The organism is Microbulbifer aggregans, from assembly GCF_020524005.1.
Lineage (GTDB): Bacteria > Pseudomonadota > Gammaproteobacteria > Pseudomonadales > Cellvibrionaceae > Microbulbifer > Microbulbifer aggregans_A.
Window position 1 is genome coordinate 625,732 of record NZ_JAIVKK010000001.1, and the last position, 26,683, is coordinate 652,414.

At 55.4% G+C, this 26,683-nt stretch carries 19 protein-coding genes; 3 read left to right on the forward strand and 16 right to left on the reverse strand.

What is annotated here, in order from left to right; all coding sequences use genetic code 11:
- Positions 1-52: 52 nt before the first annotated feature.
- From msbA to LC093_RS02710, 6 genes are all read right to left on the reverse strand, one after another.
- Positions 53-1,891 carry a lipid A export permease/ATP-binding protein MsbA gene (gene msbA, locus LC093_RS02685; protein ID WP_226661729.1) on the reverse strand — a complete coding sequence of 613 codons (1,839 nt, stop codon included), beginning with the start codon at positions 1,889-1,891 and terminating at the stop codon, positions 53-55.
- 112 nt (positions 1,892-2,003) lie between these two features.
- Positions 2,004-2,423, reverse strand: coding sequence for an ExbD/TolR family protein (locus LC093_RS02690; RefSeq protein WP_226661731.1), 420 nt, complete (start codon positions 2,421-2,423; stop codon positions 2,004-2,006).
- 29 nt (positions 2,424-2,452) lie between these two features.
- Positions 2,453-3,073 carry a MotA/TolQ/ExbB proton channel family protein gene (locus LC093_RS02695; protein WP_226661733.1) on the reverse strand — a complete coding sequence of 207 codons (621 nt, stop codon included), beginning with the start codon at positions 3,071-3,073 and terminating at the stop codon, positions 2,453-2,455.
- 263 nt (positions 3,074-3,336) lie between these two features.
- Positions 3,337-4,098, reverse strand: a complete 762-nt coding sequence (locus tag LC093_RS02700; RefSeq protein ID WP_226661735.1) for a hypothetical protein — start codon at positions 4,096-4,098, stop codon at positions 3,337-3,339.
- An 89-nt stretch (positions 4,099-4,187) separates the two neighbouring features.
- Complete coding sequence (locus LC093_RS02705) at positions 4,188-5,030, reverse strand: hypothetical protein (protein WP_226661737.1); 843 nt, start codon at positions 5,028-5,030, stop codon at positions 4,188-4,190.
- A gap of 160 nt (positions 5,031-5,190) precedes the next feature.
- Complete coding sequence (locus LC093_RS02710; RefSeq protein WP_226661739.1) at positions 5,191-7,752, reverse strand: DNA internalization-related competence protein ComEC/Rec2; 2,562 nt, start codon at positions 7,750-7,752, stop codon at positions 5,191-5,193.
- 299 nt (positions 7,753-8,051) lie between these two features.
- Here LC093_RS02710 and LC093_RS02715 point away from each other — a divergent pair, with 299 nt between their 5' ends.
- Entirely contained in the window at positions 8,052-8,987 is a 936-nt protein-coding gene (locus tag LC093_RS02715) for a porin (protein ID WP_226661741.1), read from the forward strand.
- Positions 8,988-9,169: 182 nt separating this feature from the next.
- On the opposite strand, the gene LC093_RS02720 is transcribed toward LC093_RS02715, so the two are convergent.
- On the reverse strand, positions 9,170-11,155 hold the full coding sequence (locus tag LC093_RS02720; protein WP_226661743.1) for an alpha/beta hydrolase family protein: 1,986 nt from the start codon (positions 11,153-11,155) through the stop codon (positions 9,170-9,172).
- 276 nt (positions 11,156-11,431) lie between these two features.
- On the opposite strand from LC093_RS02720, the gene LC093_RS02725 reads away from it, so the two are divergent.
- The gene (locus LC093_RS02725) at positions 11,432-14,371 is read left to right on the forward strand and encodes a M16 family metallopeptidase (RefSeq protein WP_226661745.1); all 2,940 of its coding nucleotides are present in this window, start codon (positions 11,432-11,434) and stop codon (positions 14,369-14,371) included.
- A gap of 96 nt (positions 14,372-14,467) precedes the next feature.
- On the opposite strand, the gene LC093_RS02730 is transcribed toward LC093_RS02725, so the two are convergent.
- The 9 genes from LC093_RS02730 to LC093_RS02770 all read right to left on the reverse strand — a co-directional run bounded on the left by LC093_RS02730 (position 14,468) and on the right by LC093_RS02770 (position 25,948).
- Positions 14,468-16,666, reverse strand: coding sequence for an OsmC domain/YcaO domain-containing protein (locus LC093_RS02730; RefSeq protein WP_226661748.1), 2,199 nt, complete (start codon positions 16,664-16,666; stop codon positions 14,468-14,470).
- 223 nt (positions 16,667-16,889) lie between these two features.
- On the reverse strand, positions 16,890-17,372 hold the full coding sequence (locus tag LC093_RS02735; protein ID WP_226661749.1) for a hypothetical protein: 483 nt from the start codon (positions 17,370-17,372) through the stop codon (positions 16,890-16,892).
- A 246-nt stretch (positions 17,373-17,618) separates the two neighbouring features.
- Complete coding sequence (locus LC093_RS02740; protein WP_226661751.1) at positions 17,619-18,698, reverse strand: lipocalin-like domain-containing protein; 1,080 nt, start codon at positions 18,696-18,698, stop codon at positions 17,619-17,621.
- 72 nt (positions 18,699-18,770) lie between these two features.
- The gene (locus tag LC093_RS02745; RefSeq protein WP_226661753.1) at positions 18,771-19,268 is read right to left on the reverse strand and encodes a hypothetical protein; all 498 of its coding nucleotides are present in this window, start codon (positions 19,266-19,268) and stop codon (positions 18,771-18,773) included.
- 268 nt (positions 19,269-19,536) lie between these two features.
- Positions 19,537-21,960, reverse strand: coding sequence for an FtsX-like permease family protein (locus LC093_RS02750; RefSeq protein ID WP_226661755.1), 2,424 nt, complete (start codon positions 21,958-21,960; stop codon positions 19,537-19,539).
- Positions 21,936-22,622: an ABC transporter ATP-binding protein gene (locus tag LC093_RS02755; RefSeq protein WP_226661757.1), complete on the reverse strand. Its 687-nt coding sequence runs from the start codon at positions 22,620-22,622 to the stop codon at positions 21,936-21,938. The genes LC093_RS02750 and LC093_RS02755 overlap by 25 nt, the downstream gene beginning before the upstream one ends.
- Before the next feature lie 36 nt (positions 22,623-22,658).
- Complete coding sequence (locus LC093_RS02760; RefSeq protein ID WP_226661758.1) at positions 22,659-23,438, reverse strand: hypothetical protein; 780 nt, start codon at positions 23,436-23,438, stop codon at positions 22,659-22,661.
- 172 nt (positions 23,439-23,610) lie between these two features.
- Positions 23,611-25,473, reverse strand: a complete 1,863-nt coding sequence (locus tag LC093_RS02765) for a serine hydrolase domain-containing protein (protein WP_226661760.1) — start codon at positions 25,471-25,473, stop codon at positions 23,611-23,613.
- A gap of 16 nt (positions 25,474-25,489) precedes the next feature.
- Complete coding sequence (locus LC093_RS02770; RefSeq protein ID WP_226661762.1) at positions 25,490-25,948, reverse strand: GNAT family N-acetyltransferase; 459 nt, start codon at positions 25,946-25,948, stop codon at positions 25,490-25,492.
- Between the two features lie 265 nt (positions 25,949-26,213).
- Between LC093_RS02770 and LC093_RS02775 the strand changes: the two genes are divergently transcribed.
- Positions 26,214-26,642: a hypothetical protein gene (locus tag LC093_RS02775; protein ID WP_226661764.1), complete on the forward strand. Its 429-nt coding sequence runs from the start codon at positions 26,214-26,216 to the stop codon at positions 26,640-26,642.
- The last annotated feature ends 41 nt before the right edge of the window (positions 26,643-26,683 follow it).

A 26,683-nucleotide genomic window follows, 5' to 3' on the forward strand; every position in this document is an offset into this window, starting at 1 on the left:
CCCGTTCCCTCGTCCACTTTGCTTGCGACCAATCAGACAACCAGTCACACAATTAACTCAGGTGATCACCGGTCTGCTGGCGCAGCAGCATCGCGTAGCGACCACCCTGCGCGAGCAGCTCCACGTGCGTTCCACTTTCGACAATCCGGCCCTGGTCCATCACCAGAATGCGGCTGGCATTCTCAATGGTGCTCAAGCGGTGCGCGATCACGAAGGTGGTGCGATTTTTCATCACCTCCGTCAACGCTGCCTGGATATGACGCTCGGATTCATTATCCAGCGCGGATGTTGCTTCATCCAGGATCAATACGGGCGCATCTTTCAAAAGCGCCCGCGCGATTGCGAGGCGCTGACGCTGCCCACCGGACAGCATCTGGGCATTATCTCCCAGCACTGTTTGCAGGCCCTGCGGCAGCTCATCGATAAATTCCCGCGCATGCGCCAGTTCCACCGCACGCATAACCTCGGCTTCCGACTTATCGCCCAGTTCGCCGTATGCAATGTTGCGATACACCGTATCGTTGAACAGGACGATGTTCTGGGAAACGAGGCTGACCTGCTCACGCAGTTCCGCGACAGGCACCTGGGTTATATCTACACCATCCAGCAGAATTCGCCCTGTAGTAGGCTCGTAGAAACGGGACAGCAAGCTGACCAGGGTACTCTTGCCCGAGCCGGACGCGCCGACCAGCGCCACTGTCTGACCGGCCGCAACAGAGAAATCGATATCACTCAATACCGGCGGCGCATTTTCACCGTAACTGAATCCGAGGTGCTCGAAACGCACAGTGCCGGTTACCGGCTCGGGCAATGATAAATTGCCACCTAGCGGTTCTTTCGGTGCATCAAAGACCTCAAAGATACTCTCTGCCGCGGCAATTCCTTTCTGGATCTCCGCGTAAACTTCCGACAGATTCCGGATCGGCTTCGCCAACGATGCAGCGGCACCGATATAAGATGCAAACACGCCCGGTGTCATTGCTTCCACCATGCCGGGCGCCAATGCAAACCAGACCAGCACGGCCGTAGCCAGACCGACCATAATCTGGATCACCGAAACACTGGCATTATCCGCGACCACCAGTTTCATAAACTGCTGGCGGTTGGCATTGCTCGCGGCCTGGAAGCGCGCATTTTCATACGGGCGCCCGCCGTACATCCGCACCACTTCATAGCCATTGATGGCTTCCTGGGTGACATGGGTAACATCACCCATCGTATTCTGGATGCGATGACTGAGCTTGCGGAAACGCTTGCCAACCACCCCGACGATGATGGCAATGATCGGGACAAACAGGAAAAATGTCAGGGTGAGCTTCCAGTTCACCATCAGCAAGTAAGTCAGCAGACCGATCGCCGTAAATGAAGACCGAATCATGGTCTTCAGCGCCTTGGTAATGGAATTGGTTACCTGCTCGACGTTGTAGGCCACCTTGGAAATCAGGTAAGCACCGGTAAAGCGGTCGAAGTAACTGCTGGGCAGCTGCCCGATATGCGTGAACAGCTCTGTGCGCAACTGGTGAATGACGGCACGCGCGACGTAGGCGAGACCATAGCTGCCAACAAAATTCCCCACCGCGCGGAACACAATGATCATCAGCATGACGGCTGGGACCAGCCAGCGCGCAGTATCCTGCGGCATCACGCCACCGGGGAAATGCCCGGCAACAAACCGGGAAAGGAATCCCCGCCCCTGCTGTATTCCCGCACCTACCGCATCAAGCAGAAGCTCGGTCACCGCAATCAGGGTCACTTCCATAAAGGAAAACAGCATGAACCCAAATACCGCAAGCACAAACAGGGGCCACTGGGGCAGTGCGTACGACAACAGGCGGCGGTATGTACGGGCACCGTGCTCAGGCTTCAGCACAGGTTGAGGCGTTTTATCCATAGAATTCTTGGCAGAGTGTCCTGCGCAGCCACCCCCAAAACAGGAGCGGCCACATCAGCAAGCCACCCGGGGCTGCGTCTGCGCAATCCCGGATGGTTCAACACTATATAGATTACTGTTCGTCCGGCTGCCGGGTGGTGATGCTGAGATGAACAAATCCCAGCTGGCCAGCGGCATCCATGGCGCGAACCACCGCCTGGTGTTCGGCAGTGGCGTCTGCGGTAATGATCAGCGGGCGATTGTACTCCCCGGCCGATACTTCCGACAGCGCAGATTTCAGCGTAGTCAGTTTCTTGTTGATCAGTGCCCGACCATCAACGGCGTAGGAACCATCCGCGTTGATCAGCACTTCAATGGTAGAAGGTGGGTTGTCTGCTTTGGGCCCTGCGGCCTCTGGCAGATTGAGCTTAAGGTGACTCTCCTTCGTGAAGGTGGTTGTCACCATAAAGAAAATCAACAGCAGGAACACCACGTCAATCAGTGGTGTGAGGTTGATTCCCTCCTGGTCTTTACTCTGGCGGCGAAATTGCATGCAGCGCTCCTCGGTTTGGCTCTGGGCGCTTACGCAGCTTCGATACGACGGTCGCTATGCAGGGCGTCAACCAGTTTTACCGCTTCCTGCTCCATGGTGACCACAATGGAATCCACCTTGCGCTGGAAGTAGCGGTGCGCCATCAGTGCGGGGATGGCCACAGTCAGGCCTGCCGCAGTAGTGATCAGCGCCTGGGAGATACCACCGGCCAGCACGCCGGCATTGCCGGTGCCTTCCAGCATAATCGCGGTAAACACCTGGATCATGCCCACTACGGTGCCCAGCAGGCCGATCAGCGGCGCTACGGCGGCAATAGTGCCAAGCACGTTCAGGAAACGCTCCAGCTCGTGCACCACCTGGCTCGCGGCCTCTTCGATGCTGTCTTTCATCACATCGCGACCATGGCGGGAGTTCGACAGACCGGCGGCGAAGATACGCCCCAGTTGACTGGAATCGCGCAAATCCTTGATTTTCTCGGAGTTCAGCTGGTTGTTTTTCAACCCACTCCAGACTTCACCAAGCAAACCGCGCGGTGCGATTTTGCGCTCATTCAGCGTCCAAAGGCGCTCGATAAAGATGGCAATGACAGCAACAGAACAGAGCAGGATAGGCAGCATCAGCCAGCCGCCGCTTTTTATAATTTCTAACACGTTTTCTTTGCCCCAAAACAACGGAACGGAAATTGACCGGACCTTGAACGTAGCGAATTCAGGTTGTGGCCGACGACTCTACCACAGGTCGTGGCGACGGCTAAGGGCTCGTGGGGCATGTTTTTCATCCCTGTGAACGGAACGGCAAAACAGCCCCTGTCACAATATACGGAGAGAGCACCGGGAAGGCCGCATGATTACTATGTATCAAAAAGAAAAGCCGCCTTGCGGCGGCTTTTCTCTAGAACGGCAAGTCTGGAGAATTACTTACCAGGACGCTCCGGGCGCTGCGGCTTCTCCGGGCGCTCAGCTTTTTCCGGGCGAACCGGTTTCTCCGGGCGATCCACTTTAGCTACGCGCTCCACTTTCGCAACCTTATCGGCGCGTTCTGCACGCCCCAAGTCGCGCTCCGCGTGCTTTTCAGCACGCATAGATTCCCGCTCTTCGTGGCGAGCCATTTTCCCGGACATATCCGGGCGATTGGAATGCACGCCACTAACCACTTCACCCAGGTTCACACCAAGTTCTTTGGCAATCCGGCCCCAGCCCATGCCTTCAACCTGGCGCATGCGCAGGATTTCATTAACACATCCTTCCGCATCAAGGCCCATCTCACCTTCAGCTGCTTCCGCTTCTGAAATACCTGCAAGACGCTCTGCCAGCGCCATGGTAATCAGCACATTGCCGTATCCCATACCGGCATGCCCCTCAGTGCCCTCTTCCATTTCCGGCAACTCTTCAGGAACTTCCACTTCAACGTCAGTATCCGTGTCTTCACCTTCTGGCAGGGGCTCAACATAGTGAATACTGCCGTCGCGCAGACCCGCAACAATACGCTTGGATTCTTCATCACCCCCAAAGAAATCGCTGAAATGTCCAGCGATACGGTCTCCGGGCACGGAGCTGGCCACCTCAACCACTTCGACATCGGTTTCGGGTAAATCTTCATCGGCCCATACCTGCGGCATTACAACAACGCCGGCGAGCGCCGCAGCCAATGCTGTCGCTTTAAATGGAAGCTTCATCCTGCTTTCTCCTGGTTTCTCTGGTTGCGCCAGTAATCTGAGCGAACTGGCATCGTCATCATCTGATGAATCATTAAATACCCAGCCAATCAGTTGGCGGGGCGGTAGCTAACCTGGAACCCAAAACCCTGATCGGGGCTACCGTCAGCAAGGCCAATATAGCCATACACCAAGCCACTCCACTGGTCACTGAGTTTGTGACTGTAATAGCCGAATGCTTCCGTCTGCCTATCTCCCTGGGCGGTTGCCGCCTGCTGGTAGTCCAGAGAAGCGCCAACGCTCGAAACCTCACTGAGCCGATAGCCGGTACCCACAGACGTGTACCAGACATCCCGCAGCTCCACATCCGGGAGGTCGCCCTTGTATTTTTTCGCCAGGGTCACAAAGGGGGTGAAATCACCCACCACGGTGAACACTTCCGCCTGCAGGGTGTAATCCGCTTCACCGGTGCCCAGGCCTTCGTCTTCATCTGCCAGTGGCACTTTGTATTTAGCCGAAAGATCAACGAAGTACTGTTGCGCAATTGGCTCCAGACTATATGTACCGGTCAGCCACAGGTCGCCGAGGCCGGATGCCCTGGAGACAACAACCTCGTCGGCGGCGCCGCCACCACTATTGCCGTTCCCATTGCCATTGCCATTGCCGTTCCCGTTTCCCGGACCAACAACAAAGCCGCCGTCACCACCTGGGATCACACCCCCAGGCCCTTCAATCTGCGTCCAAGGCAGAGAAGCCTTGAAGGTCCAGCTCGCGTTTGGGGAATAGCTGACGGTAAAGGGCGTCGACACAATGTCGGTATCGGTAGAATCGCCATAGTCGCCACTACTGATATCCGTGCCGAGGGTGTACTTCCAGTCCGAGGCCACGGTAACAGCGGGCAATGCCGCTCCCGCAGCTACCAGGATTGCGCCGGCAATCTGCTTAATTTTCATACAGTCAACCAAAACCACTATTGCTGAATTTAACTGGCACGATAGCACCGAGTGGTAAGGAAAAACTTTGAAGCAACTCTCATCCGCACTTCGGCCCAGATGCCACCCCAAGGGAATATTGGATCTTGCGACAGACACCGCAATTACAGGTCGGATCCGGTCATGTGCGCTCCGCACATACACTCGAGACCGCAAATCGTTCATGCGCAAACCAGAAGCGGAGTGACTCCCGCCCGCATTCAATGTTTGGCAGCAACTGCCCCTCCCCCCAGGAAAAGCGCACCGCCCCCAGATCCGCCGTATTGAACAAGCGCGCACCGGATTCCCGGTAGCGCTCAACCACATCGGGATGTGGGTGCCCGAAGTGATGCCGGTACCCAGCGCTGAAAACCACGCGCTCCGGCCGTGCCCACCGGATCAACGCGGGGGAGGAAGACGTACGGGAACCATGATGGGGGGCCACCAGCAGGTCAACCGGAGGGAAGTCGGGATACCTCAATGCCAGCTCACGCTCTACTTTGCGGGAAATATCGCCAGTAAAAAGCACCCGCGTATCCCTCCAGCGCAACAATCCAACACAACTGTGGTCGTTCTCTTCACCGTCAACATTGAGCGCGTCATTACCTGAAGCCGGCCACAGCCAACGTAGGCTGAGAGAACCCCACTGCTCCTCTTCACCTGCTACACAGGGACTACTGCCCTCCCGAGCGGAAATGTCTGCGGACAAGCGCTCCCCGAGAACACCGGGTGCAATCAAAGATTCAAGCTGGACGGCGCCTGCCAGACCAGCAGCGCCACCGGCATGGTCACGATCACCATGACTCACCACCAGCGCATCCAGAGACCTGAAGCCGCGACCAATCAGGAAAGGGGCGACGATGTCCCGTCCGGCACTCCACCCCCTGGCGGTATCCGCACCGGCGTCCAGAACCAGGCCACGCTCGCCAGTATCGACGACAACAGAAAGCCCCTGCCCTACGTCCAGTACGGTTACGTTCAACTGTTCCCGTGTAGCAGGCGGCCGTGGCAGCAAAGCCGCAAATACCACCGGAATCAGGCAGTATCCCGCCCAGCGACCCGGTACACCGCGCGGCATCAGTAGCAGCACCACACAGCCAATACCCATCACAAGCACCAATACTCCCGGTGCGGGTAAGCTCTGCCACCCTACGAGATAGCGGTTACACCATTCCAGTACATTGAGTAACACCCCAAGCTGCCAATCCGCGAAGGACCAGCAGAGGTTGGTTATTGCATCGCCCGGACACACGGCCCCCAACAGAATGGACGGGAGGATCAAAAGACCGACCCAGGGAATCGCGACGAGATTGAGAACCAGAGCTGACGCACTAGCGCCAGAGAAGAAGAGTATGGAAGGCATCAAGAGCGCCAGCGCAACCGCCCACTGGCTGCGCCATGCAGCGACCAGATACAGCGTCACACGCATGTGGAGCGGTGTAGACCGGCGGTCGCCTTCAGCACCCTCCAGTTGCACAGAACAAGCGGAAAGTTGCAGCCGACCGCTAAAGCGGACCAGCAAAGCAGCGACCGCACCAAAGGAAAGCCAGAAGCCAACACTTAACACCGCCAGCGGCTGCCATATAAGTACCAGGGCCAAAGCCACCGCAAACGCCAAACCTGCCGGTATCCGCCTTCGCCACATCCACCCCGCCAAGGCAACGCTCGCCATCAGGCACGCGCGTTGCGCAGAAAGCGGAGCACCACACAACAACGTGTAACCAAGCGCACCCCCGATTGCACATACGCCGGCAAGCGACCTCGGGTTATACGGGAACACAAGTCCTAAAATGCGGCTTAGCAGGGCCCCAACAAGTAAAAAACATCCTGCGACCATGCCCACATGCAAGCCGGAAATCGCCAACAGGTGCCCAGTACCGGTTTGGCGCAATAGCTGCTCATCCTGCTCTGACAGCCCGGAGCGGTCACCAAGTAGTAACGCCCTTATCAGACGACCATTGTCCCAGCCTCCGTCATCGATACGGTCGCGCAGTGATTCCCGGAACGCGGGTAGCCCGGAACTGTCCAGGATCTGTGTTGGCCGTAAAGACCGGTCACGAACATACCCGGTTGCATAGACTCCCCGCTGCAACAACCAGGCCTCGTAATCGAAGGTATGCGGGTTAACACTGCCGCGGGGGCGCTTCAGCCGTAACTGCATCTGCCAGTGGCTGCCAGCGCGAGGCACATCGGCCTTGGGTACACCGTACCATCCGAGTAACAACTTCCTGCCGAGCAAGCCCGGATCTGCCGCAGACGCCACTCGCGCACTGAACTTCACATCATAGCGATCGCTGCCAATCGGCCTGAATCGCCCGAATGCCGACACCGCAGGTCTGACGTCTGGAAGAGAGGTCACCACCAAGCTTACGCTCACATCGCCACCGTGCTGCGAAGTCGGCAGTCGCATATCCAATACATGCTTGTTCCAATGCAGCGCCCAGCCAGTGCCGATCAGGGTCGGCAGCAATAGCTGGCAGATGGCAACAGGCAATGCCCTGCCCCCGGCCCAATTGCCGCCGCCCGGTTGTCCCGAGCGCGACAAACCAGGCATCACACATGGCATCACAGAAACCAGTGCTACCAGGAGAACCAGCAGGATAAAGGCCAGCCACCAGCCGGTATCAACAGCCGGCAACCGGGTCCAGTAGGCCACCTGACCGATTCCCAGCGCCAGACACCAGAGCCACAGCGTCAGAGACACCGGCGTCCTGTGAAATTGTGGCCCCCGCCCCTCAAACCACCTGTGCTTCATATTCAGCGTCATCCTTAACGCAATTCGGTATCACCCTGGCCAATACGTACCTCGCTTGACCAAAATCTACCGTGTAGCCACAAGAATAAAGCTGCCATACAGACCCTAACTGCCTTACTGATCAGCTTTTAGTCATAAAACTTACAACAACCTTTCACATTTAACATGTTTGTAACATTGCGGTAGCAAACTGCGCGGCATCTGATCGACGGACAACGTCTTAATAATTTTTATCAGTGAGACCGCAGATGAAAAAGACAGCTCTCTCCCTGGCCATTGCCGCCCTGTTCCCCGCTTTTGCCAGTGCAGAAGTGTTCAATTTCTACGGTAAAGCCAATGCCTCCTTTCAATCTAATGATGAGGGCGAAGGCGCAGTAACCGATGTCAAAAGCAATGCCTCCCGCCTGGGTGTCAAAGGCGAGCTGCCGCTGGATAGCGGCATCAAAGGCATCTACAAGATGGAATACGAAGTCGATATCGATGGTGAAGCCGATGAAACATTCAAGCAGCGCAACATCTACGCTGGTCTCGAAGGTGGTTTCGGCCAGGTTATCGGCGGTAAATTTGATACCCCGTTCAAGGTTGCGCAAAAGAAAGTTGACCTGTTCAACGATCTGGAAGGCGATATCAAAAGCCTGATCACCAAAAGTGACAACCGCGAATCCAACAATTTCCAGTACACCACACCGTCTTTCAGTGGCTTCAAGGTTTCCGCAGCTTACATCAGCAACAAGGAAGCGGAAATTTTCGACGACGAAGGCAACCTGATCGACACCCGCGACAACGGTACTTCCGTGTCATTTGCCTACGACAACAACGGTGTTTACCTGGCCTACGCATACGACCAGGATGTCGAAGCCAACGATTGGAACGTAAACCGTCTCGTCGGCCAATACAACTTCGGCAACCTTCAGGTTGGCGCCCTGTATGAAGAGCAGGAAAAAGCGGATAGCAGCAAGCAGGATGGCTGGATGACCTCCGTGGCGTACAAGATCAACAACTGGACAGCCAAAGCCCAATACGGCCAATCCGACATCGTCAAAACCAATGGCGAAACCTTCAGCCTGGGCCTGGACTACAAACTGTCCAAGGCCGCTAAAGTATTCACCTTCTACACCGATGAAACTGCAGCAAGCGACTACGAGCGCAGCTACTTCGGTGTAGGTACCGAATTCAAGTTTTAAACAGAACTTGAATATTCAGGGGCGCAAACTTTGCGCCCCGTATCTCGCTAAGATATAGAAACAGCGGCATCGTTAGAACAGGTCGACCGCTATTGGAGACATGCCGGTATCTCAGTGAACACAAGCTGACGAGCTCACTTCCATATAAACGGAATCATATCAACCAAAATCAGCGCTGAGTTTTAGTGAGAAGTTGGCTGAAGATATTTATCCACAAATGCCACTACCGATTCCACAGTTTGCAAGCGAGTTTCGTTTCCGACTAGATAGTGAGTCTCTTCTTCCAGCTTCATTAACTCGACCGTTTTCTTTGCCTGCTTCAGCTTTTTGTACATATTCTCCGATTGAGAAATGGGTACAGTAAGATCATCTTCGCCGTGGATCAGTAACACCGGTGCAGAAAAATTGTCCACAAAGAGTGCGGGCGAAACCTTCCGCAAGTGATCTTGGGACACCTTGCCATTGCCAATATTTTCCTGCCAGTAAGCTACTAACCAATGATCATCACCGAACAGCCGTCCTTTATCTTTAAGCATATCTTCAAGATTGCCAATACCATTGATTGACACTACACAGCGGTACAGGTCCGGTGTAAATGCGCCTCCCGCTAGGGCTGCGTAGCCGCCATAGCTGGCTCCCACGATACAAATTCGCTCCGGGTCAACGACCCCCTTTTTTACAAGTACCTTTACCGCGTCAGTGAGGTCCTCTTGCATTTTCCCACCCCATTCTCCATGGCCAGCTTCGTAGTGATCACGGCCAAACCCGAAGGATCCCCGGAATTGGGGCTGAACAACTAGGTAGCCACGATTCGCCAGCGCCTGGGCCAGCCAGTCAAAACCTACGTGATCGTATGATGCGGGACCACCGTGGGGCATAACTACCGCCGGCAGGTTCTTCATTGCACCAACTTTGCTTCGGGGTATGGTCAGTAAATTGGGGATAATCAAGCCATCGCTGGCCTGAAATCTCATGCGACCGATAGGATGAATGTGCTGTGCTGTAATTTTGGGGCGTGCCGTCGCTATATACGCGGGTTGCTGCCCCTTGCTGAATCGGTAAAAGCTACCCGCTTCGCTGGATCCTTCCACATAGACAAGAAGATCTTCCCAATTATCGCTCCAATCGCGCAGCCATACCGAATGCTCGGGAAATACTGACTGAATCTCGGCCATACGACGATCGAGATCCTCGTCAAAAAATTTATACGATGGATTAAAACCGGAGTAACGAACACCCCACACCACGCGATCATGACTCGTGAAGGTCGCCTCCACATCCGCATCACTGCGGCCGAGCCCCGCATCACTAACCTCTCCGGTAACCAGATCCATAATAAAATAGTCATCACGACCGGTTTCGCTGTTTTCGGCAAGGAATACGAGAGATTCACGATCCGGGTTCAGGCCAACCACGGAAATTTCCATCATATCGATTTCTTTGCGGTAAATTTCCTTCCAGTCATCACCATGACGAGCAAGTATCCGATGGAGGTTCCTTCGGTTATCAAACAGCTCGTGAGCAATGACCTCCCCGGCGCCATCAAGGAAGAAGTCAATGGAACTCTCTAGCCCTTTGAAGTGCACTCTCGGCCTCTGCGGAGAATCGAACTCAACCTCAACCAGCGACATACGAGGTGTATGGTCGTGGCGATCATCCGGTACATAGGCGGGCATATACACATATTTACGATCAGGAGACAGGCCGGCAATCCTACCCAAGCCATGCTGTCCAGGATATATCACATCACCCGGGGTTAGTAGCTGGCGAACCTCTTTGGTTACCAAGCTGTAGGCATAAGCAGTACTCAGAGCCAGCTTGTCGCGATAACCGAATAAACGACGCACTTCTGATGCAACGAGTACCAATTCATTGTCGGTGGCAAAGTATATGGACTGTGGCGTAATTTCCCTCAGATCGACAGACCCCAGGAGACGCTTTTCGGAAAGTGAAAAAACTACAGCAATATCGCGTCCATCTTTTGTAGTACGGTAGGCAATTCGATTGCCACTGGGCGATATAGCCATCATGCTAATCTCCGGGAGCACTCCATAGTCCCGGACAGAGATATCAGCTATCTTTGATTGGTTATCGGCAAAGACCAACGGGGAAAAAACTAAGGCTGTAGCGACAATTAACATCGCCCAATGACGGAAAACGGCAATCATTTGCCTACCTCGCTCTGGTTATTTAGCGTCCCTGTTCAACAATTCAGCGGCAATAATTTACCTATCTGAATTAAACGCCGCATTCTACCGGCAATGAAGCCAAGGAAAAAGCCGGACTAATTTGAACGATTTCAGTCAGCAACGTACATTATTAAACGATTCGACATTTAACAAATCTAGCCTTAATACTTGCTTCAGCTCCAATAGTATCCAGCACCTCTCTCAGGCTGTGCTAGCATCGACAATTCCGGATAATAAAAGAGAGTCCATAACCACATGCATCGCACCAAAATCGCACTGGCTTTCGCTGCAGCGCTCCTCGCGGCCTGCAGTAAAGGTCCCGAGGACACCAACTCGACAGCTACTGACGCGGCCGCAGAAATCCAAAACACCTTGCCTTCCGGTGTCACACTGGTCGAAACATTCGACGGCAATGGCGCCGAAATAGCCATTCCGTACAGCAAATACAAACTGGAAAACGGCCTGACCGTTGTGCTCCACGAAGATCACTCCGATCCCCTGGTGCATGTGGATGTGACCTATCACGTAGGCTCCAACCGGGAAGACCCGGGCCGCTCCGGCTTTGCCCACTTCTTTGAACACATGATGTTCCAGGGCTCGGTCAACGTGGCGGATGAAGAACATTTCCGTATCATTCAGGAAGCCGGCGGCACGCTGAACGGCACCACCAATACCGACCGTACCAACTATTACGAAACAGTACCGGCCAACCAGCTGGAAACCGTGTTGTGGCTGGAATCGGACCGCATGGGTGTATTCCTCGACGCGGTCACCGAGGAAAAATTTGAAGTACAGCGCGAGACGGTGAAAAACGAACGCGGCCAGCGCGTCGACAACCGCCCATACGGCCGCGCACTGGAAACCATGTTCGCCGCCACCTACCCGGACGGCCACCCCTATTCCTGGCCGGTGATCGGCTGGCTCGAAGACCTGGACCGTGCCGACCTCAATGATCTCAAGCGCTTCTTCCTGCGCTGGTATGGCCCCAACAACGCAACCCTGACCATCGGCGGCGACCTCGACAAGGCGCAGACCCTTGAGTGGGTAAACAAGTATTTCGGCTCCATTCCGGCAGGCCCGGAAGTCGAGAACCTGCCCAAGCAGCCCGCCACCCTCGAGGCGGATCGCTACGTCACTCTGGAAGACAATATTCACCTGCCGGCACTGGCGATGATGATTCCCACCGTGCACAGCAACCACCCGGATGAACCCGCCCTGGATACCGCGGCGCAGATCCTCGGCCAGGGCCAGGACTCCATGCTCTACCAACGCCTGGTGCAGACCGGTCGCGCGGTATCAGCCAGTGTCAGCCATTCCTGTAAGGAACTGGCGTGCGAGATGTGGTTTATCGTGATCCAGAACCCGGCTTCCGGCGAATCACTGGCGGAAATGGAAAAAGCCGTGCGTGAAACCCTGGTCGAGTTCGCCGAGCGCGGCGTTACCGAAGATGACCTGGTGAAGTTCAAAGCCGGGTATGAGTCCGGCCGGGTCTTTGGCCTGGAGTCTGTCGCGGGCAAGGTATCCACTCTGGCCGCATTCGAGACGTTTACCGGCAGCCCGAAAGGCATTGACGAAGAAATCAAAGCCTACCTGTCTGTTGCAACCGACGATGTCACCCGCGTATTCGACCAGTACATCGCTAAAAAACCGGCTGTGCTACTGAGCGTAGTGCCCAACGGCAAACCGGAACTGGCGGCGGCTGAGCAAAACTACGAGTGGAAGCGTACCATTCCTGAGAGCTACGCCGACGAAAGCGAAGCGCTGGCCCTGCGCCCGGCGAAAGACAATTTCGACCGCAGCGTACAGCCCACTCCTGGTGTGAACCCGCAGGTGGAACTGCCGGCAATCAAAGACGGCAAGCTGGCAAATGGTGTACGCCTGCTGGCGGTACAGAACGACGAAACCCCCACGGTTACCGTACAGGCGGTCTTCGATTTCGGCCAGAACGATGAGCCGCGCGGCAAAGCCGGTCTCTCTTCGCTGATGATTTCGCTCATGGGCGAGGCCACCACGGAACGCAGCGCTGCCGAGTTCACCGAAGCCCTCAAGCGCCTTGGCGCCGGTGTAAGCATGAGCGCCGGCAAATATGAAACGACTGTCAGCCTGAACGTCCTGGCAAAACATCTCGATGAAGCCGTGCCACTGATGATGGAGCGCATCCTTCAACCGGCATTCACCGAAGAAGATTTCGCCCGCATCAAGCAGCAGACCATCGAAGGACTGCAACAGGCGCGCAAAACACCTCAGGGACTGGCGACCCGCGCGGTGGGTGCCGTAATGCGCGGTCAGGAGCATCCGCTCAGCTTCCCGTCTGCCGGCCTCCCGGGCACCGTGGCCAATATCACCCTCGATGACATCAAGGGATTCTACAAAGCGCACTTCCCCGCACACCTGAGCGGCGTAACGGTGAGCAGCAGCGTGCCCCACGACACCATTGTCAAAGCGCTGGACGGTCTGGCGAAACTGGAAGTGTCCCATCCCGCACGACCGGCTGTTGCCCTGCAAAAGCCGGAGATCAAGGGCCGCACGGTTTACCTCGTTAACAAGGAAGGGGCCGCCCAATCGAGCCTGCGTATCGGCCAACCCGGCCTGCCCTACGACGCCCTTGGCGACTACTACCTGGCGTACCTGGGCAACTTCCCGCTGGGTGGCAACTTCAACAGCCGTATCAACCTGAACCTGCGTGAAGACAAGGGCTACACCTATGGTGCCCGCACCTATCTGCTGGGCGAGCCTCAGGACGGCATGTACCTGTTCAGCTCGGAAGTGAAAAAGGAAGCTACTGCAGATGCGCTGAAAGAGGTTCTCACTGAAATGGAAACCTTTGACAGCAAAGGCATGACCGAGACCGAATTCAGCTACCTGCGCTCGGCTATCGGCCAGCAGGAAGCCCGCAATTACGAGACGCCGGATGCGAAACTCGGCCTGCTCGGTAACATCCTGCGCTACGATCTGCCACTGGATTACCGTTCCCAGCAGAACGCCATTCTGAAGGAAACGGATCGCAAGACCCTGAACAAGGTCATCACCGGCCTGCTCGATCCGCAGAACCTTGCCTTGATTGTGGTGGGCGATGCCGCGACCATCCGCAAAGATCTGGAAGCTTTGGACATCTCCATTGTTGAGCTGGACGAAGATGGTTACGTGAAGGAAGCCGAGGAAGCGGCTGAAGGTGCGGAAGCAGCCAGTCTCTGATTTCCCACCTCTGAATCCCCGCCTGCGCGGGGATGACAGACGTAAAAAAGCCCGCTAATTAGCGGGCTTTTTTACTGCCGTCCAAATATTCAAGTTTCAGCCGGCGTACTTGGCCGCCCGCGCTGCATGCAGCTTTTTATAGCTCTCGATCAGGCGCAGGTGCTTATCCAGCCCTTCGAGCTGCATATTGGTCGGCGTCAGCCCATGGAAACGCAGGCTGCCATCCACGGAGCCGACCACCGCTTTCATATTCTCCTCGCCGAACATACGCTGTAGATTCACGATGTAATCGTCCAGCACAAGCTCATCATCCAGCGTAATCTCGAGAACCGCGCGTACTGCCTGATAGAACAGGCCACGCTCGACCGTGTTGTCGTTGTACTGCAGGAAACTTTCCACCAGCTCCAGCGCTTCTTCGTGCCGCTGCAATGCCAGATAAATCAGCAGCTTCAGTTCCAGCACGGTCAGCTGACCCCACACCGTGTTCTCGTCAAACTCGACACCAATCAGGGTGATAATGGTCTCGTAGTTATCGATCTGGCTCTCCTCCAGGCGCTCCACCAGATCTTCCAGCTGATCCTCGTCGAGCGAGTGCAGATTGAGGATGTCTTCGCGGTAATCCAGGGCCTTGTTGGTGTTGTCCCAGATCAGGTCTTCCACCGGATACACTTCCGAGTACCCGGGCACCAGGATCCGGCAGGCCGGCGCACCCAGTGCTTCATAGGTGGCCACATACACTTCCTTGCCCATCTCCGAGAGAATGTTGAACAGGTCCGTGGCCTCTTCCGCATTGGTTTCCGAATGGTTGCCGGTAAAGTCCCACTCCACAAACTCGTAATCCGAGCTGGCGCTGAAGAAACGCCACGACACCACCCCGGTGGAGTCAATAAAGTGCTCCACAAAGTTCTGCGGCTCGGTAACCTCCAGACTGTTGAACGTGGGCGGCGGTACATCGTTCAGGCCCTCGAAGCTGCGGCCCTGCATGAGTTCGGTAAGACTGCGTTCCAGTGCCACATGGAAACTGGGGTGCGCACCGAAGGATGCAAATACACCACCGGTGCGCGGATTCATCAGGGTCACACACATCACCGGGAACTGCCCCCCCAGAGAGGCATCCTTCACCAGAATCGGGAAACCCTGCTTCTCAAGCTCCTCAATACCCTCAATAATCGCCGGATATTTTTCCAGTACTTCGCGGGGCACATCCGGCAATGCGATTTCCTGTTCGAGAATCTCCTTCTTCACAGCCCGCTCAAAGATCTCCGACAGGCACTGCACTTCCGCCTCATACAGCGTATTACCAGCGCTCATACCGTTGCTGAGAAACAGGTTCTCGATCAGATTGGAGGGAAAATACACCACCTCGCCATCCGACTGGCGCACAAACGGCAGCGAACAGATACCGCGATCCGCCCGGCCGGAATTGGTATCAACCAGATTGGAGCCACCCAGTTCACCATCGGGGTTGTAGATAGCCAGGGTGTAGTCATCCAGAATACCTGCCGGCAGCGCGTCGTCGTCTTCCAGCGCAAACCACTTTTCGTTCGGGTAATGCACGAACTCCGCATTGGCGATTTCCTCACCAAAATACTGGTCGTTATAGAAGAAGTTGCAGTTCAGGCGTTCGATAAATTCGCCCAGGGCCGAACACAGGGCGCTCTCCTTGGTGGCACCCTTGCCGTTGGTAAAGCACATGGGCGAAGCCGTATCGCGGATATGCAGCGACCATACGTGGGGCACGATATTGCGCCAGGAGGCGATCTCGATCTTCATCCCCAGATCCGCCAGGATCCTGGTCATATTGGCGATGGTCTGCTCCAGCGGCAGATCCTTGCCCTCAATAAACGTCTGGTGCTCGGCATCCGGCGCGACCATCAGCAGGGCCTGAGCATCTTCCGCCAGGTTTTCCACCGTCTCGATCTGGAAATCCGGACCGGTCTGGATCACCTTCTTCACCGTACAGCGGTCAATGGAACGCAGGATACCCTGCCGGTCCTTCTCGGAAATATCTTCCGGCAGCTCCACCTGGATCTTGAAGATCTGGTTATAGCGGTTCTCCGGATCGACGATATTGTTCTGGGACAGGCGGATGTTGTCCGTCGGGATATCGCGTGAAAGGCAGTAAACCCGCACAAAATACGCCGCACACAGCGCAGAAGACGCCAGGAAATAGTCAAACGGACTCGGCGCCGAGCCATCTCCCTTATACCGGATAGGCTGGTCCGTAATGACCGTAAAGTCGTCGAACTTGGCTTCAAGTCGCAGGTTATCGAGGAAGTTGACGTTGATTTCCATAGGGACTACCCGGGTGTGAGAATTTGGCAAGCCGCAGGGGCGAGGCGCGGCATTATCCAGAATTTAGGGTAGTTCGTCTCGTCCAATTTGAGGAAGCGGTATAGATGGCGCGCGATGTTCAAACGCGACAGAGAGGCGGACCTGATATCACTATTTGCTTAAAGCACATAGTCGCGCGCGGAAGCATCGAGGCACGCCCTGCTCCACGCGCGCAACGACCGAACTAGGCTGCAGCCACCAATAGTTTGGACAATTCTTCATCCGAAGAATCAACAGCACGCGCAAAGTCCCACTGTTTCCTGGCCGCATTCAGCATTATGCCGAGGACACATTTAATGGCCACATACTCCGCCGACTCCGGCAGATAAGGGATATTGATTTTCTCATTGGCCAGTTTTGACAGGCGCCCCAATAGGCGACTGGCTTCCTGATCACTGATGCCATTTTCCAGACTACGGAACAAATCGTAGATCTCATTTGGCAAATTATCATAAAGAAATGTGTCAATTTTAAGCACGACCTTGATAAAGATCTTCTCCTCCCACATTTCGCTGGCGATCGGGATATCAATTTTTGCGTTCAAAACCTGAGCCAGCGCCTTGACCTCTACCTCGGTCATTTTCATACGCCTTTCTGGCGGCGCAAAATATTCGTCCAGCAACCCCTTAAATTCTTCTTCAGTAAGTTCACTTATTATTGACGGCATAACGCTCCCTCCATTGGACCAAGGACTAATGATTAACCAACGTCAGTTATTGACCGCGTGAATATGATTTCCAAGTACCGCGAAGTCAACGATAAATAATTTCGAGAACTTAAAAACACCGCGGAACGGGCGCGATAATAAAGCCTTCAACTTTCTATCATTGGCACAAATGCTAATTCACTCTGACGTCAACGGCAGCCCCCGCGAATGGCCAGAGGACAATAAATACACGGCAAACAATAGTTCTTATTTTTCGTAACCTGTCATTTCCAAATAGCCTTCACCCTTGTGGGTACCGCCAACAGTGACCGGGCCTTCCCAATAGCGCAAGGCTCCCGGATTCCAGTAGTCACCGGCCCAGGACTGGATTTTGAGATCCAAACCTGCCGATGGTATTTGCAATTGCCAGACGACAGGAACCCGCCCGAAGCGACTAGTCCGGTAATCGATTGGCTCAAGGGTGAATTCATTGGCCCCCAGAGTGCGGGCACGGGCATCGGCGGCGACCAGGGTACCCGAATAAAAGTCCTCTGCGCCGCGTACACGGAATGCCATCAGGTGGCGGCCGTCGTCCAGGTGCAGCGCCAGCCAGTCCCAACCTTGCTGATCCGCATTCAGGTACTGACTGCTCCATTCGCGGTCGAACCACCCTTTTCCTTTCACCTGGAACCGCTCGCCACCAACTTCCACCTCGCCGTCTATCACCAGATAAGGGTAACTGAAATACATTGATCCCCGGCCATCGGCCGATTTGGCACTAAAGCCCTGCTCGCCATTTAGAATTGCCGGCAGGCGCGGTTGCAGATTGAGGTGATAACGGAAGCCTTCGCCATCCACAGTCAGAGTCCAGTTAGCATCATCGACACTTTGCAGTTGCCAATGATCAATCCAAGCACTGAACGGTTGCACGGTAACCCCAGCCTGGCCGGTACCACCACGCGCTGAACGATTGGCGAAGCGGTGATCGTTCGGAACACTGAGGGCTGCGTGTGCCAGCCAGATCTCATTGTTGTACCAACCCGGTTTTGGTTCTGTGTAGGGCCCGGGTTTGAGCCCGCTACGGAACAAAGTCCATTGCACTCCGAATGGCTCACCATCGGTGCTTTGCAGGTTGGCTGTGAGATACCACCATTCGAGGCGATATTCGGGATGGGGAGCGAGATCCTGCGGTAGTTTGACCGTCACGCCCTGTTGGGCCTGGCGAAACCCCTGCGGCAGATCCCGCAGGGCATCGAACGAATCTTTTGGAGCGGTTTCTTTTGTACAATTCGCGAGAATTAGATAAAGCGAAAGCATGCACCCAAACATCAATGCTTTCTTACTCATTGCTCCGCAACTCTGGTTTTGCGTGATAGAGATTCTGTGACGGCAAACAGCATATATAAACGCGTTGATTTCCTACGACGCGGGAGACTCAACCTTTGACTGGCCATTATGCACCCACTGGCTCGCCTTTTGCCTTCTGGGTAGCGTTGACCGAATAATCGCGATAGCTGCCCCGCCAAACCCATACGTCGTAATGATAAAACTCGTTCTAATGGCGTAATGCAATATTTGATTTGCCAGTGAATCAGGCAAAAATACCTCGGAGCCAGGATCAGTGGTCGGTGCCATCGCAAATACAATGAAAATACCGGAGTTGGTAAAGGCTCCAATCACCATCGCCCATCGAATATGCCTGGCCAGAGATATTCGCAGTGCGGATACCCCCAAAATGAGAGCACTCATCAAAAGAAAATCCAAATGCGCTTGCAATACACGCTCAGGATTGCCCGGGAATATGGCTTTTATAAAACCAACCCCGTTATATACGCCGATAAGACACCAGGCGAGTGCAAGTCCTACAATGATATACGAGCCTGCCCCACGTAAGAGTAATTTATCGTTGTTCTCCATGCGTTTACCCGATGTATTAGTCTATTGAATTAATTACTGCAATTTATTCCCAATAAAAAGTGTGGATCGCACCTATTAACGCAGGGGCTACCCCCATACTATTTGAAGATTTTTTTCACTTGAAGCATTAGCTATATCTTTTACACATATAGCAGTATGGTAAGGCGCCATATCGCGATTCTTGTCATTAGCAGAACCTGTCAATCAGAAATATTCTCCCGTTCACTGATTCGGAATAGACACCAGCTGCGTGTTCGGATTGCTCTCCCTATTCATTTTTCATTGTTTCCAGTCGCACCGGATTTCCCACCAGCAAGCCGACCAGCGCGCCAATAAACAGGCACGCCAGCCACACCTGAAGCCAAAACCCGGGATAGAAATGCAGCGGCAACGCCCAACCAAAGGCAGCTGGATTGACCCGCGCCACCAGCACCCAACCGAGGAAAATGCCCAACGGTATGGCCAGCAACGCGAGCAAACCAGTCACCAGCATGCTATGTGCGACCAGGCGTCTACGCAGACTTTTGCGCGGTACGCCGTAAACATGCAGCAAGGTGTAACTCCCCTGCCGCATACGGAATGTAACCAGCCCCATCAGGGCCAGCGCAGTGCCGGTCAGAATCAGCGTCAGTGAGTTCAACAACCGCGTCATTTGAAAAGTGCGGGAGAACGCCCGGTTTGCCGCCGCCTTCAGTCCCGCCTGGTCGCGCAGGCGGCTGCCATTTAGCCAGGAATATTGCTCGGGCCAATCCCGCCAGCGCATGTTTTGGACATCGCTGACCCCCAGTACAAAAGCGGTGTAGCGGTTGGGCAGTGCATCAGTAACAACCTTCAGCGGTACCATAACTTCGCCCTCTGGTCGCCCATAGTCGGCGTAGATACCGAGCACCTCACGGGAGAGCTGTTGCGCTCCGGCGCGTATTTGAAGTCGATCTCCCACAGAGAGCGACTGCCGGCGAGCCAGCTGTTCGTTCACCAACACGCCGCCCGCAGCGAGTCGATTCCAGACCGAAGGAACCGAAGCCAGAAAGGGCCAGTCCTGCAACAAGGGCGAATCCGGGTCTACCGCCAGCACATCCACTGGCAACACCGACGCCTCGGGCGAAAGGTCAGGTGGGCCCAGCAGTGCGCGGCCGCGCACCATTGGCAATACCGCAGTAATCCCCGGTACTTCCCGCAGCTGCCGACGCCAGGCTTCCGTGGCGATGGGACGGCCGGGATCCAGATACAGATCCCCCTGCAGGCGCTGGTCGAGCCAGCGGGCAAAGGTGGACTCAAATCCCGTGACCATGGCCTGTACACCAATAGTGGTAGCAATGGCAAAAACGAGGGCAGTGAGGGGCAGGCCCAACAGCCGACACAACGCCCCCATCTCCGAGCAGGACCACTCCATGAGAGGACGCCGGCCGCGTCGCTCCAAAAGCGCAAGTACGCCGCTCAATAATTCGGGCAATAAAATACCCACGCCAAGCAGGCACCCCATGGTCGACACGAATATCACCCAGAGCGTATTCGTCGACAGTAAAACCACCAGCGATACGGAAGCCACTAGCAGCGCGCCGGCCCGGCGCCACCCTGCAGACTCCGCGCTACCCGTGCTACTGGCGAAGGCCACTGCCCCGCCCCAGTGGCTCCGGCGCAGCGAAATCAAATCCAGACACGCCCAACCGACTACCACAGCAAGGATCAGTACCATGCCGAGCCAGGTTTTCACGGTGGGCGGTCTTTTCGTGAGAGCGTCAACGCTGAAAAGGCCGGCGAGCGTACCCTCAAAGCCTTCCGCCATCGCCGATGCCAACCGCTCGCCCAGGAAAACACCGAGGATGCCGCCCACCGAAGCCACCAAAAGCACTTCCACGATCAACGCCCAGCGTAGGTGCGCTGACCGCACACCCAGGCGCACCATAATCTCCAGACTGCGGCGCCGCTGCTCCAGCGCAAAGCGGTATACGCTGCGTACCAACAATGCTGCCACCAGCAGCGCAAGTGCACCCAGTGCATTGAGGCTGAGCAGAAATGCATCCACCATCGGATCGGGTTTTACCCCGTAGTCTTCGACTTGTGACAGGTAGTCTGGCGGGAGCGGCGAGCGTTCCGTCTCGGCCGCGGGCAACAGAATGGCAAGGGTACCCTGACCGCCCGCTGCCAGTTCCGCCGCTAGGGAAATATCCGTAAACAACTGCCCGCGCGGCAGCCCTTCAAAAGATTCAAGATGCATACCTGCGGCACCCGGCAGCGACGCTTGCCGCCAGCGCGCCAGGTCCGCCGGGCTGCCGAGCAATACCCGGCGATTGAGAGAAGACAGCAGCTTATCCGCAATATTTGTGCGCGCATTATTCCCATCCGGCAACTCGCGGTATTGCAGTAGACAACCGGCACTGAACGGATCGATGCCAATCACTGTGGGCGCGTCACTGACAGGAAACCGTACTTCCAGCTGTGGCGATGCGCAGAGCCCCACCCGGCGCAATTGCACAAAATCCTCAACTGCCAGCGGATGTCCATCTTCACGCACCACACGCACCAGCGGCTCAAGTGCCGCACGGGAACGGGCGACGGCATTTTCCGCAGAGCCGGTAAGCGCACGCACCCCGCTCCAGAGCATGGCAGCACATACCAGGATCAGCAGCAACCCCGCCAGTTGTCCCGGGTGGCGGCGGTAATGGCTCAGGAAGACAGTGCCGAGTCCCATGGGTGCAGGGCTCCTTCCCGCAATTCGAGAATCCGGTCGCAGCGTTGCGCCAACTCAGGATTATGGGTAACGATCAGCGCTCCGAGGCTGCGCTCGCGGATTGCATCGAAAAACAGCGGTGCAACGCGCTGGGCGGTGGCATAGTCGAGGCTACCGGTGGGCTCATCAGCCAGAATCAGTTGCGGCTGCATCGCAAAAGCACAAGCCAGCGCGGCCCGCTGCCGCTGGCCACCGGAAAGCTGATCGGGATAACGCTGTGCGGTATCCGCGATACCCAGACGCTCCATAAGCGCATCACCGTTGTGCCGGTGCACGCCGGCGAGTCCGGCGCGAAAAGCGATATTGCGGGAAACTGTGAGTGTGGGGATCAGGTTGCCATCCTGGAATAACGTGGCGATGCGGGTGCGGCGCAGCTCGGCCCAGTCACTGTCGGTGAGATCTGAATGCGCCCGACCGAATACCTGCAACTCGCCGCGCTCGGCCGGCAACAGACCATTGAGCAGATTCAGCAGCGTACTCTTGCCAGAACCCGAGGGCCCGATTACCGCTACGGCCTCTCCTCGATGCAACTCGAAGGATACGCCGGACAGTACATGGACCTGCTCACGGCCATTGCTGTATGAGCGGCTAAGGTCCCGGGCCTGGATCAGAGTATCGCGCATAGTTCGCCGGTATGGCTGAAGAGAATTCCTTTTAGTCTATCGCACGTGGTAATGATCAAACAGGGCGTGGCGCACCTGCATACCTTTCACTGCAGTGTCAGGCACTGGCATCGATCGGAATGTGTACTCAGATCCGTCCATTTGCAAAACGACATCACACACCCGCACCGGCGGAGTAATACCCGATTTACCTGGTGGCGCCTTGATGAGTTTGCAGTTATGCAAAGTGAACCGTTCGCGCGGAATCTCAGTAGTAAAAAAGTAGCCCCACCACTCAAAACAGATCACGCCGACCAACAATAGCAGTGCAGGCGTACTCCAGCGGGCGTGGCATTTAAACCAGTGGCGAGCACGTATAAACAGCAGGAGCGTCCCAACCATCTGGACCACCACCAAGAGATATCGCTGATCAAACGGTAACAACCAGCGGGTATTTCCCAATACCAGAATCAGCCACGGCCCCAGGACAAGCAACACCAGAACAGCAGACCACGTCAAACGTGTATCCGGGCAACGGGCAAACAGACTGAGCAGGACAAGCGCGGTGAACAAATAAGCCACCCCACCCCAGGCCACAATCAGTAGTGGGCTGAGCAGTACCAGGGCGCTGGTACCGCGGTCAATGTCCAGCATCGGGATATTGATCACCACGATACCGACCAGATACAGCAAACCGACCAAAGCAAACGCCGGCCACGGGTAGCGCAGCACCAGTTTGAACAGGCGGCCGAGTATTACGTGAATCGCAGTGGTGAATACACCGACCGGGGCAACGAGGCTATAGTCTCTTTTGGAGCTACTTTCTGACGTGGACATACTTCTCGCACTCGGACGCTGGGCGCGGCAGTGTATATTTTTTCCGCGTTGCCCGGTAGCAACGCCGGGCAATCAATCTTCCGCTGAGCCCTGATCCCACATGCACCTTCAACGGAATGTCCAACTCTCAATTTTTCGCGCAACGAATTCCGCAAAAGCTAAGGGTTCGCAATCAGTGCCAGAATTTAATTGGCAGAACACCCTGACTGAACAGTAAAACACACAGCATCAACAGGGAAAAACATCCCCAAAAATCGATTTTGCTCGCTCTCGAGTGCCTAAAAAGCATAAACGCAGCTGCGATCAGCAAAACGGGCAGTAATCCGCTCAACCCCGCCATGGTCAGCGCGGCCGGCGTCATTTCACCGAACTTCAGAAAACTTTGTTGGGTAAACAGGTAAACGGGAAGTGCAAACGCCAGGAGGTTGAAATATGGCAGCAGCAGTGCCCTGGATCCAATTGCCTCACGGGAAAACAGTAGCCACGTCCCCCGGAGCAAAATCATCAACAGGCCAACCAAGCCCGCCAGCAACACCAGCCAGCTACTAAGCATTGGCAAGATAGACTGCTTCCGATATGTCTTCAGTCCATCACTGAAGCGCGTTGAATCGCCAAACATAAATACATGGGATGGCAGAACACGTGTCGAATCGCGGAATAACGCTTCGCTAACGGGCTCCAGTAATTTCGCCGGTTTCTGCAAGGATTCCAGCAATAGGTTCCCGCCCTGCTCCGCGCTGATCCATACGCTCCCGAACATGTAATCCAGCCAGGAGAATTGCGCCATACTATTTGGCGACAACACGTAAAGCCCGGTGTAATCCGCCAGATCGGCTGGCTGCCACTTTGCCGTCGCCTTGCCCGGCGAACGCAGGTTCAATTGTTCGATAAAGAGCTCGTTGAATTTTTCATAATCCGCCCGCTCATTGTCGGTATTGATTGCGTAAAAGAAGCCCTTGTTTTCTTCCGGGAACAGGCAGAGTTGCGCCCTGAAACCAAAGGTCGTACCAGGATGACAGTGCCCCACCACACCGTGGCGGTCTCTCGATGCCAGGGCGAGACCATGCCCGTTATCCAGGCCATGCCTGGCGGCATCGGTGGTTGTTGGCGTACCCAGATTCTTCATTAACGCCGGCAGGATAAACGGCCTCCCACTGAGCTCACCATCACCCAGCATAAAGGCCATCAGTCTCGACATATCTCCTACTGTCGTGGTGAACTGCCCGGCCGGCCTGAGGATCATGGGCACAGATTCCAGCGGCACGCCACCTTCCACATACCCCATTGCAAGGGCCGGATCTTCCGACTGGGCAATGAAATGAAAGCTGCTGTCTTGCATACCCAGAGGCAGAAGTAGCTCACGCTGCAGGTAATCCTCAAAGTGCTGCCCGGTCACCGCTTCGATCACCATCCCCAACAGGGTGTATCCCATATTCGAATACGAGTACTGGCTGCCAGGCCTTGAGCGCACGTACAGTAAACTGGGATCGGATGACGGGAAGGCTTCACTCAATGGCACATCAGGCACGAAGCTCAAATTGAATAATTGCCATATGCGGACATTGTCGAGCCCAGACGTATGTTCCAAAAGATGCCGCACCGTAACAGGTGCCTCACCGGCCCACGGATTTTGCCAGTTGAGCTCGGGCAATAAACCTTCAACACTGGTCTCCAGTAAGAGCTTGTCTTCAGAAACCAGTCTCAACACTCCAAGGGCAAGCACCGTCTTGCCGACAGACCCGACCTGAACCTTGGTGCCGGTCCCCATCGACGTTGGCCTGACTATCTCGGCCAACCCCGCAGCGCCGGACGACGGAGAACCCGGGCGATAGACGCTCCATGCAATACCGGCAAGATCCTGCCCGGCAAGTAGTTCAGCGACCCCATTCTCCACGAGGGTATCCTCTGCAAAGGCAATCGGGACAGACAGTAAAAAGAGGATAAAAGCGGTAACACGGTGTTTTAACATTGGGAACAAACTCATCCTTGAAGAATTCTGGTTCCGCGTCACGCTGGGAAAGCCGGCGCAGAACACCTGGCAGAACGCCTACCTATAGCTTCCGCAGCATTATATCCACGGCTTGCCCGTGATACTCGGTAGTGCTGATGGTCTTCCAGCCGAGGCGCTCGTAGTATTCACGTGTGCGCGGGGTAAAGAGATAAAGCTGCGGGATATTGTTCGATACGCAGTGGGCGAGCAGTTTTTCGACAAGCTTCCTGCCCACACCCAAACTGCGGAATTCCGGCTTTACATAAAAATTTGCCAGCCACGGCCCCCAGCGCGCTTCAATATCCATATCCCTGGGTAAAACACTGATCGAGCCCAACAGCTCATCATTTTCTATAGCGATGAATGTTGTAGGAACAGCATCCTGACCGAGGCATTTGGCCAGTTCCGATTTGAAATCCTCCAGGGACTCATCCGGGTAAAGGTCGCTCCACTCGTCAAAGTGCCAAAGCGCCAGAAGCTCGATCATACCGGGTATTTCGGACAGGTTTACAATATCCATCTAACTCGACCTCTCACACTACAGGCCCGGATTCCGAGCATTGTTCCGGGAACCCGAAGCCGCCCCGTCTCAAAACGTACACATTTCAAACAGAATACTGATTCACAAGCGACCCGCGGACGCTATCAAAAATGCGGAAATGAAGCCACAAAATCGCCGTCCATATACGCGACCCAGGCTGCGAGAGTTTGTGATTTACAGCAACAAATAACACCACAGCTTCTCTATACTCGCGGCTTTGTCGCACTTCACCTATGAGGTATCTATGAAACTGCTCCGTTTTGCCCTGCCCCTTCTGGCAACTTTTATCAGCGCACCATCACTCGCAAGCAGTAACAATGGGTTCGGCATCGGCGTCGCCTACGATCTGGGCGCTGGCGTGACCGCACAGTTTCGCGGCACCTCCATCTTTGCGAATAGCGATGCTCTGGCGGTCGATATGCGGGTACAGAACTTCCGTAATGATCGCGGCACCCTGTTTGCGTATATCGACGCGGGTGGCTTTTATGAGGATGGCGGCCGTGACGATTACAATGACCGCGCCGGTGTGCGCCTACCGATAGGCCTCAGCTTCCGAATTGCTCCGAGCGTACAGGCCTACATCCAGGCAGTACCCAACTTCGCTTTCAGCGATAACGACAACAAGGAAGGCTTTGAAGTTGATGGCGCGCTGGGCCTTCGCCTGCGCTTCTGACACTCAGGAAAGCAGATATCGCATCTGATTCATAGCAAGCC

Coding starts and splice junctions, on each gene's coding strand:
- msbA (WP_226661729.1), bottom strand. CDS start 1,891: ATGGATAAAACGCCTCAACCTGTGCTGAAGCCTGAGCACGGTGCCCGT.
- LC093_RS02690 (WP_226661731.1), bottom strand. CDS start 2,423: ATGCAATTTCGCCGCCAGAGTAAAGACCAGGAGGGAATCAACCTCACA.
- LC093_RS02700 (WP_226661735.1), bottom strand. CDS start 4,098: ATGAAGCTTCCATTTAAAGCGACAGCATTGGCTGCGGCGCTCGCCGGC.
- LC093_RS02705 (WP_226661737.1), bottom strand. CDS start 5,030: ATGAAAATTAAGCAGATTGCCGGCGCAATCCTGGTAGCTGCGGGAGCG.
- LC093_RS02715 (WP_226661741.1), top strand. CDS start 8,052: ATGAAAAAGACAGCTCTCTCCCTGGCCATTGCCGCCCTGTTCCCCGCT.
- LC093_RS02720 (WP_226661743.1), bottom strand. CDS start 11,155: ATGATTGCCGTTTTCCGTCATTGGGCGATGTTAATTGTCGCTACAGCC.
- LC093_RS02725 (WP_226661745.1), top strand. CDS start 11,432: ATGCATCGCACCAAAATCGCACTGGCTTTCGCTGCAGCGCTCCTCGCG.
- LC093_RS02730 (WP_226661748.1), bottom strand. CDS start 16,666: ATGGAAATCAACGTCAACTTCCTCGATAACCTGCGACTTGAAGCCAAG.
- LC093_RS02735 (WP_226661749.1), bottom strand. CDS start 17,372: ATGCCGTCAATAATAAGTGAACTTACTGAAGAAGAATTTAAGGGGTTG.
- LC093_RS02740 (WP_226661751.1), bottom strand. CDS start 18,698: ATGAGTAAGAAAGCATTGATGTTTGGGTGCATGCTTTCGCTTTATCTA.
- LC093_RS02745 (WP_226661753.1), bottom strand. CDS start 19,268: ATGGAGAACAACGATAAATTACTCTTACGTGGGGCAGGCTCGTATATC.
- LC093_RS02750 (WP_226661755.1), bottom strand. CDS start 21,960: ATGGGACTCGGCACTGTCTTCCTGAGCCATTACCGCCGCCACCCGGGA.
- LC093_RS02755 (WP_226661757.1), bottom strand. CDS start 22,622: ATGCGCGATACTCTGATCCAGGCCCGGGACCTTAGCCGCTCATACAGC.
- LC093_RS02760 (WP_226661758.1), bottom strand. CDS start 23,438: ATGTCCACGTCAGAAAGTAGCTCCAAAAGAGACTATAGCCTCGTTGCC.
- LC093_RS02770 (WP_226661762.1), bottom strand. CDS start 25,948: ATGGATATTGTAAACCTGTCCGAAATACCCGGTATGATCGAGCTTCTG.
- LC093_RS02775 (WP_226661764.1), top strand. CDS start 26,214: ATGAAACTGCTCCGTTTTGCCCTGCCCCTTCTGGCAACTTTTATCAGC.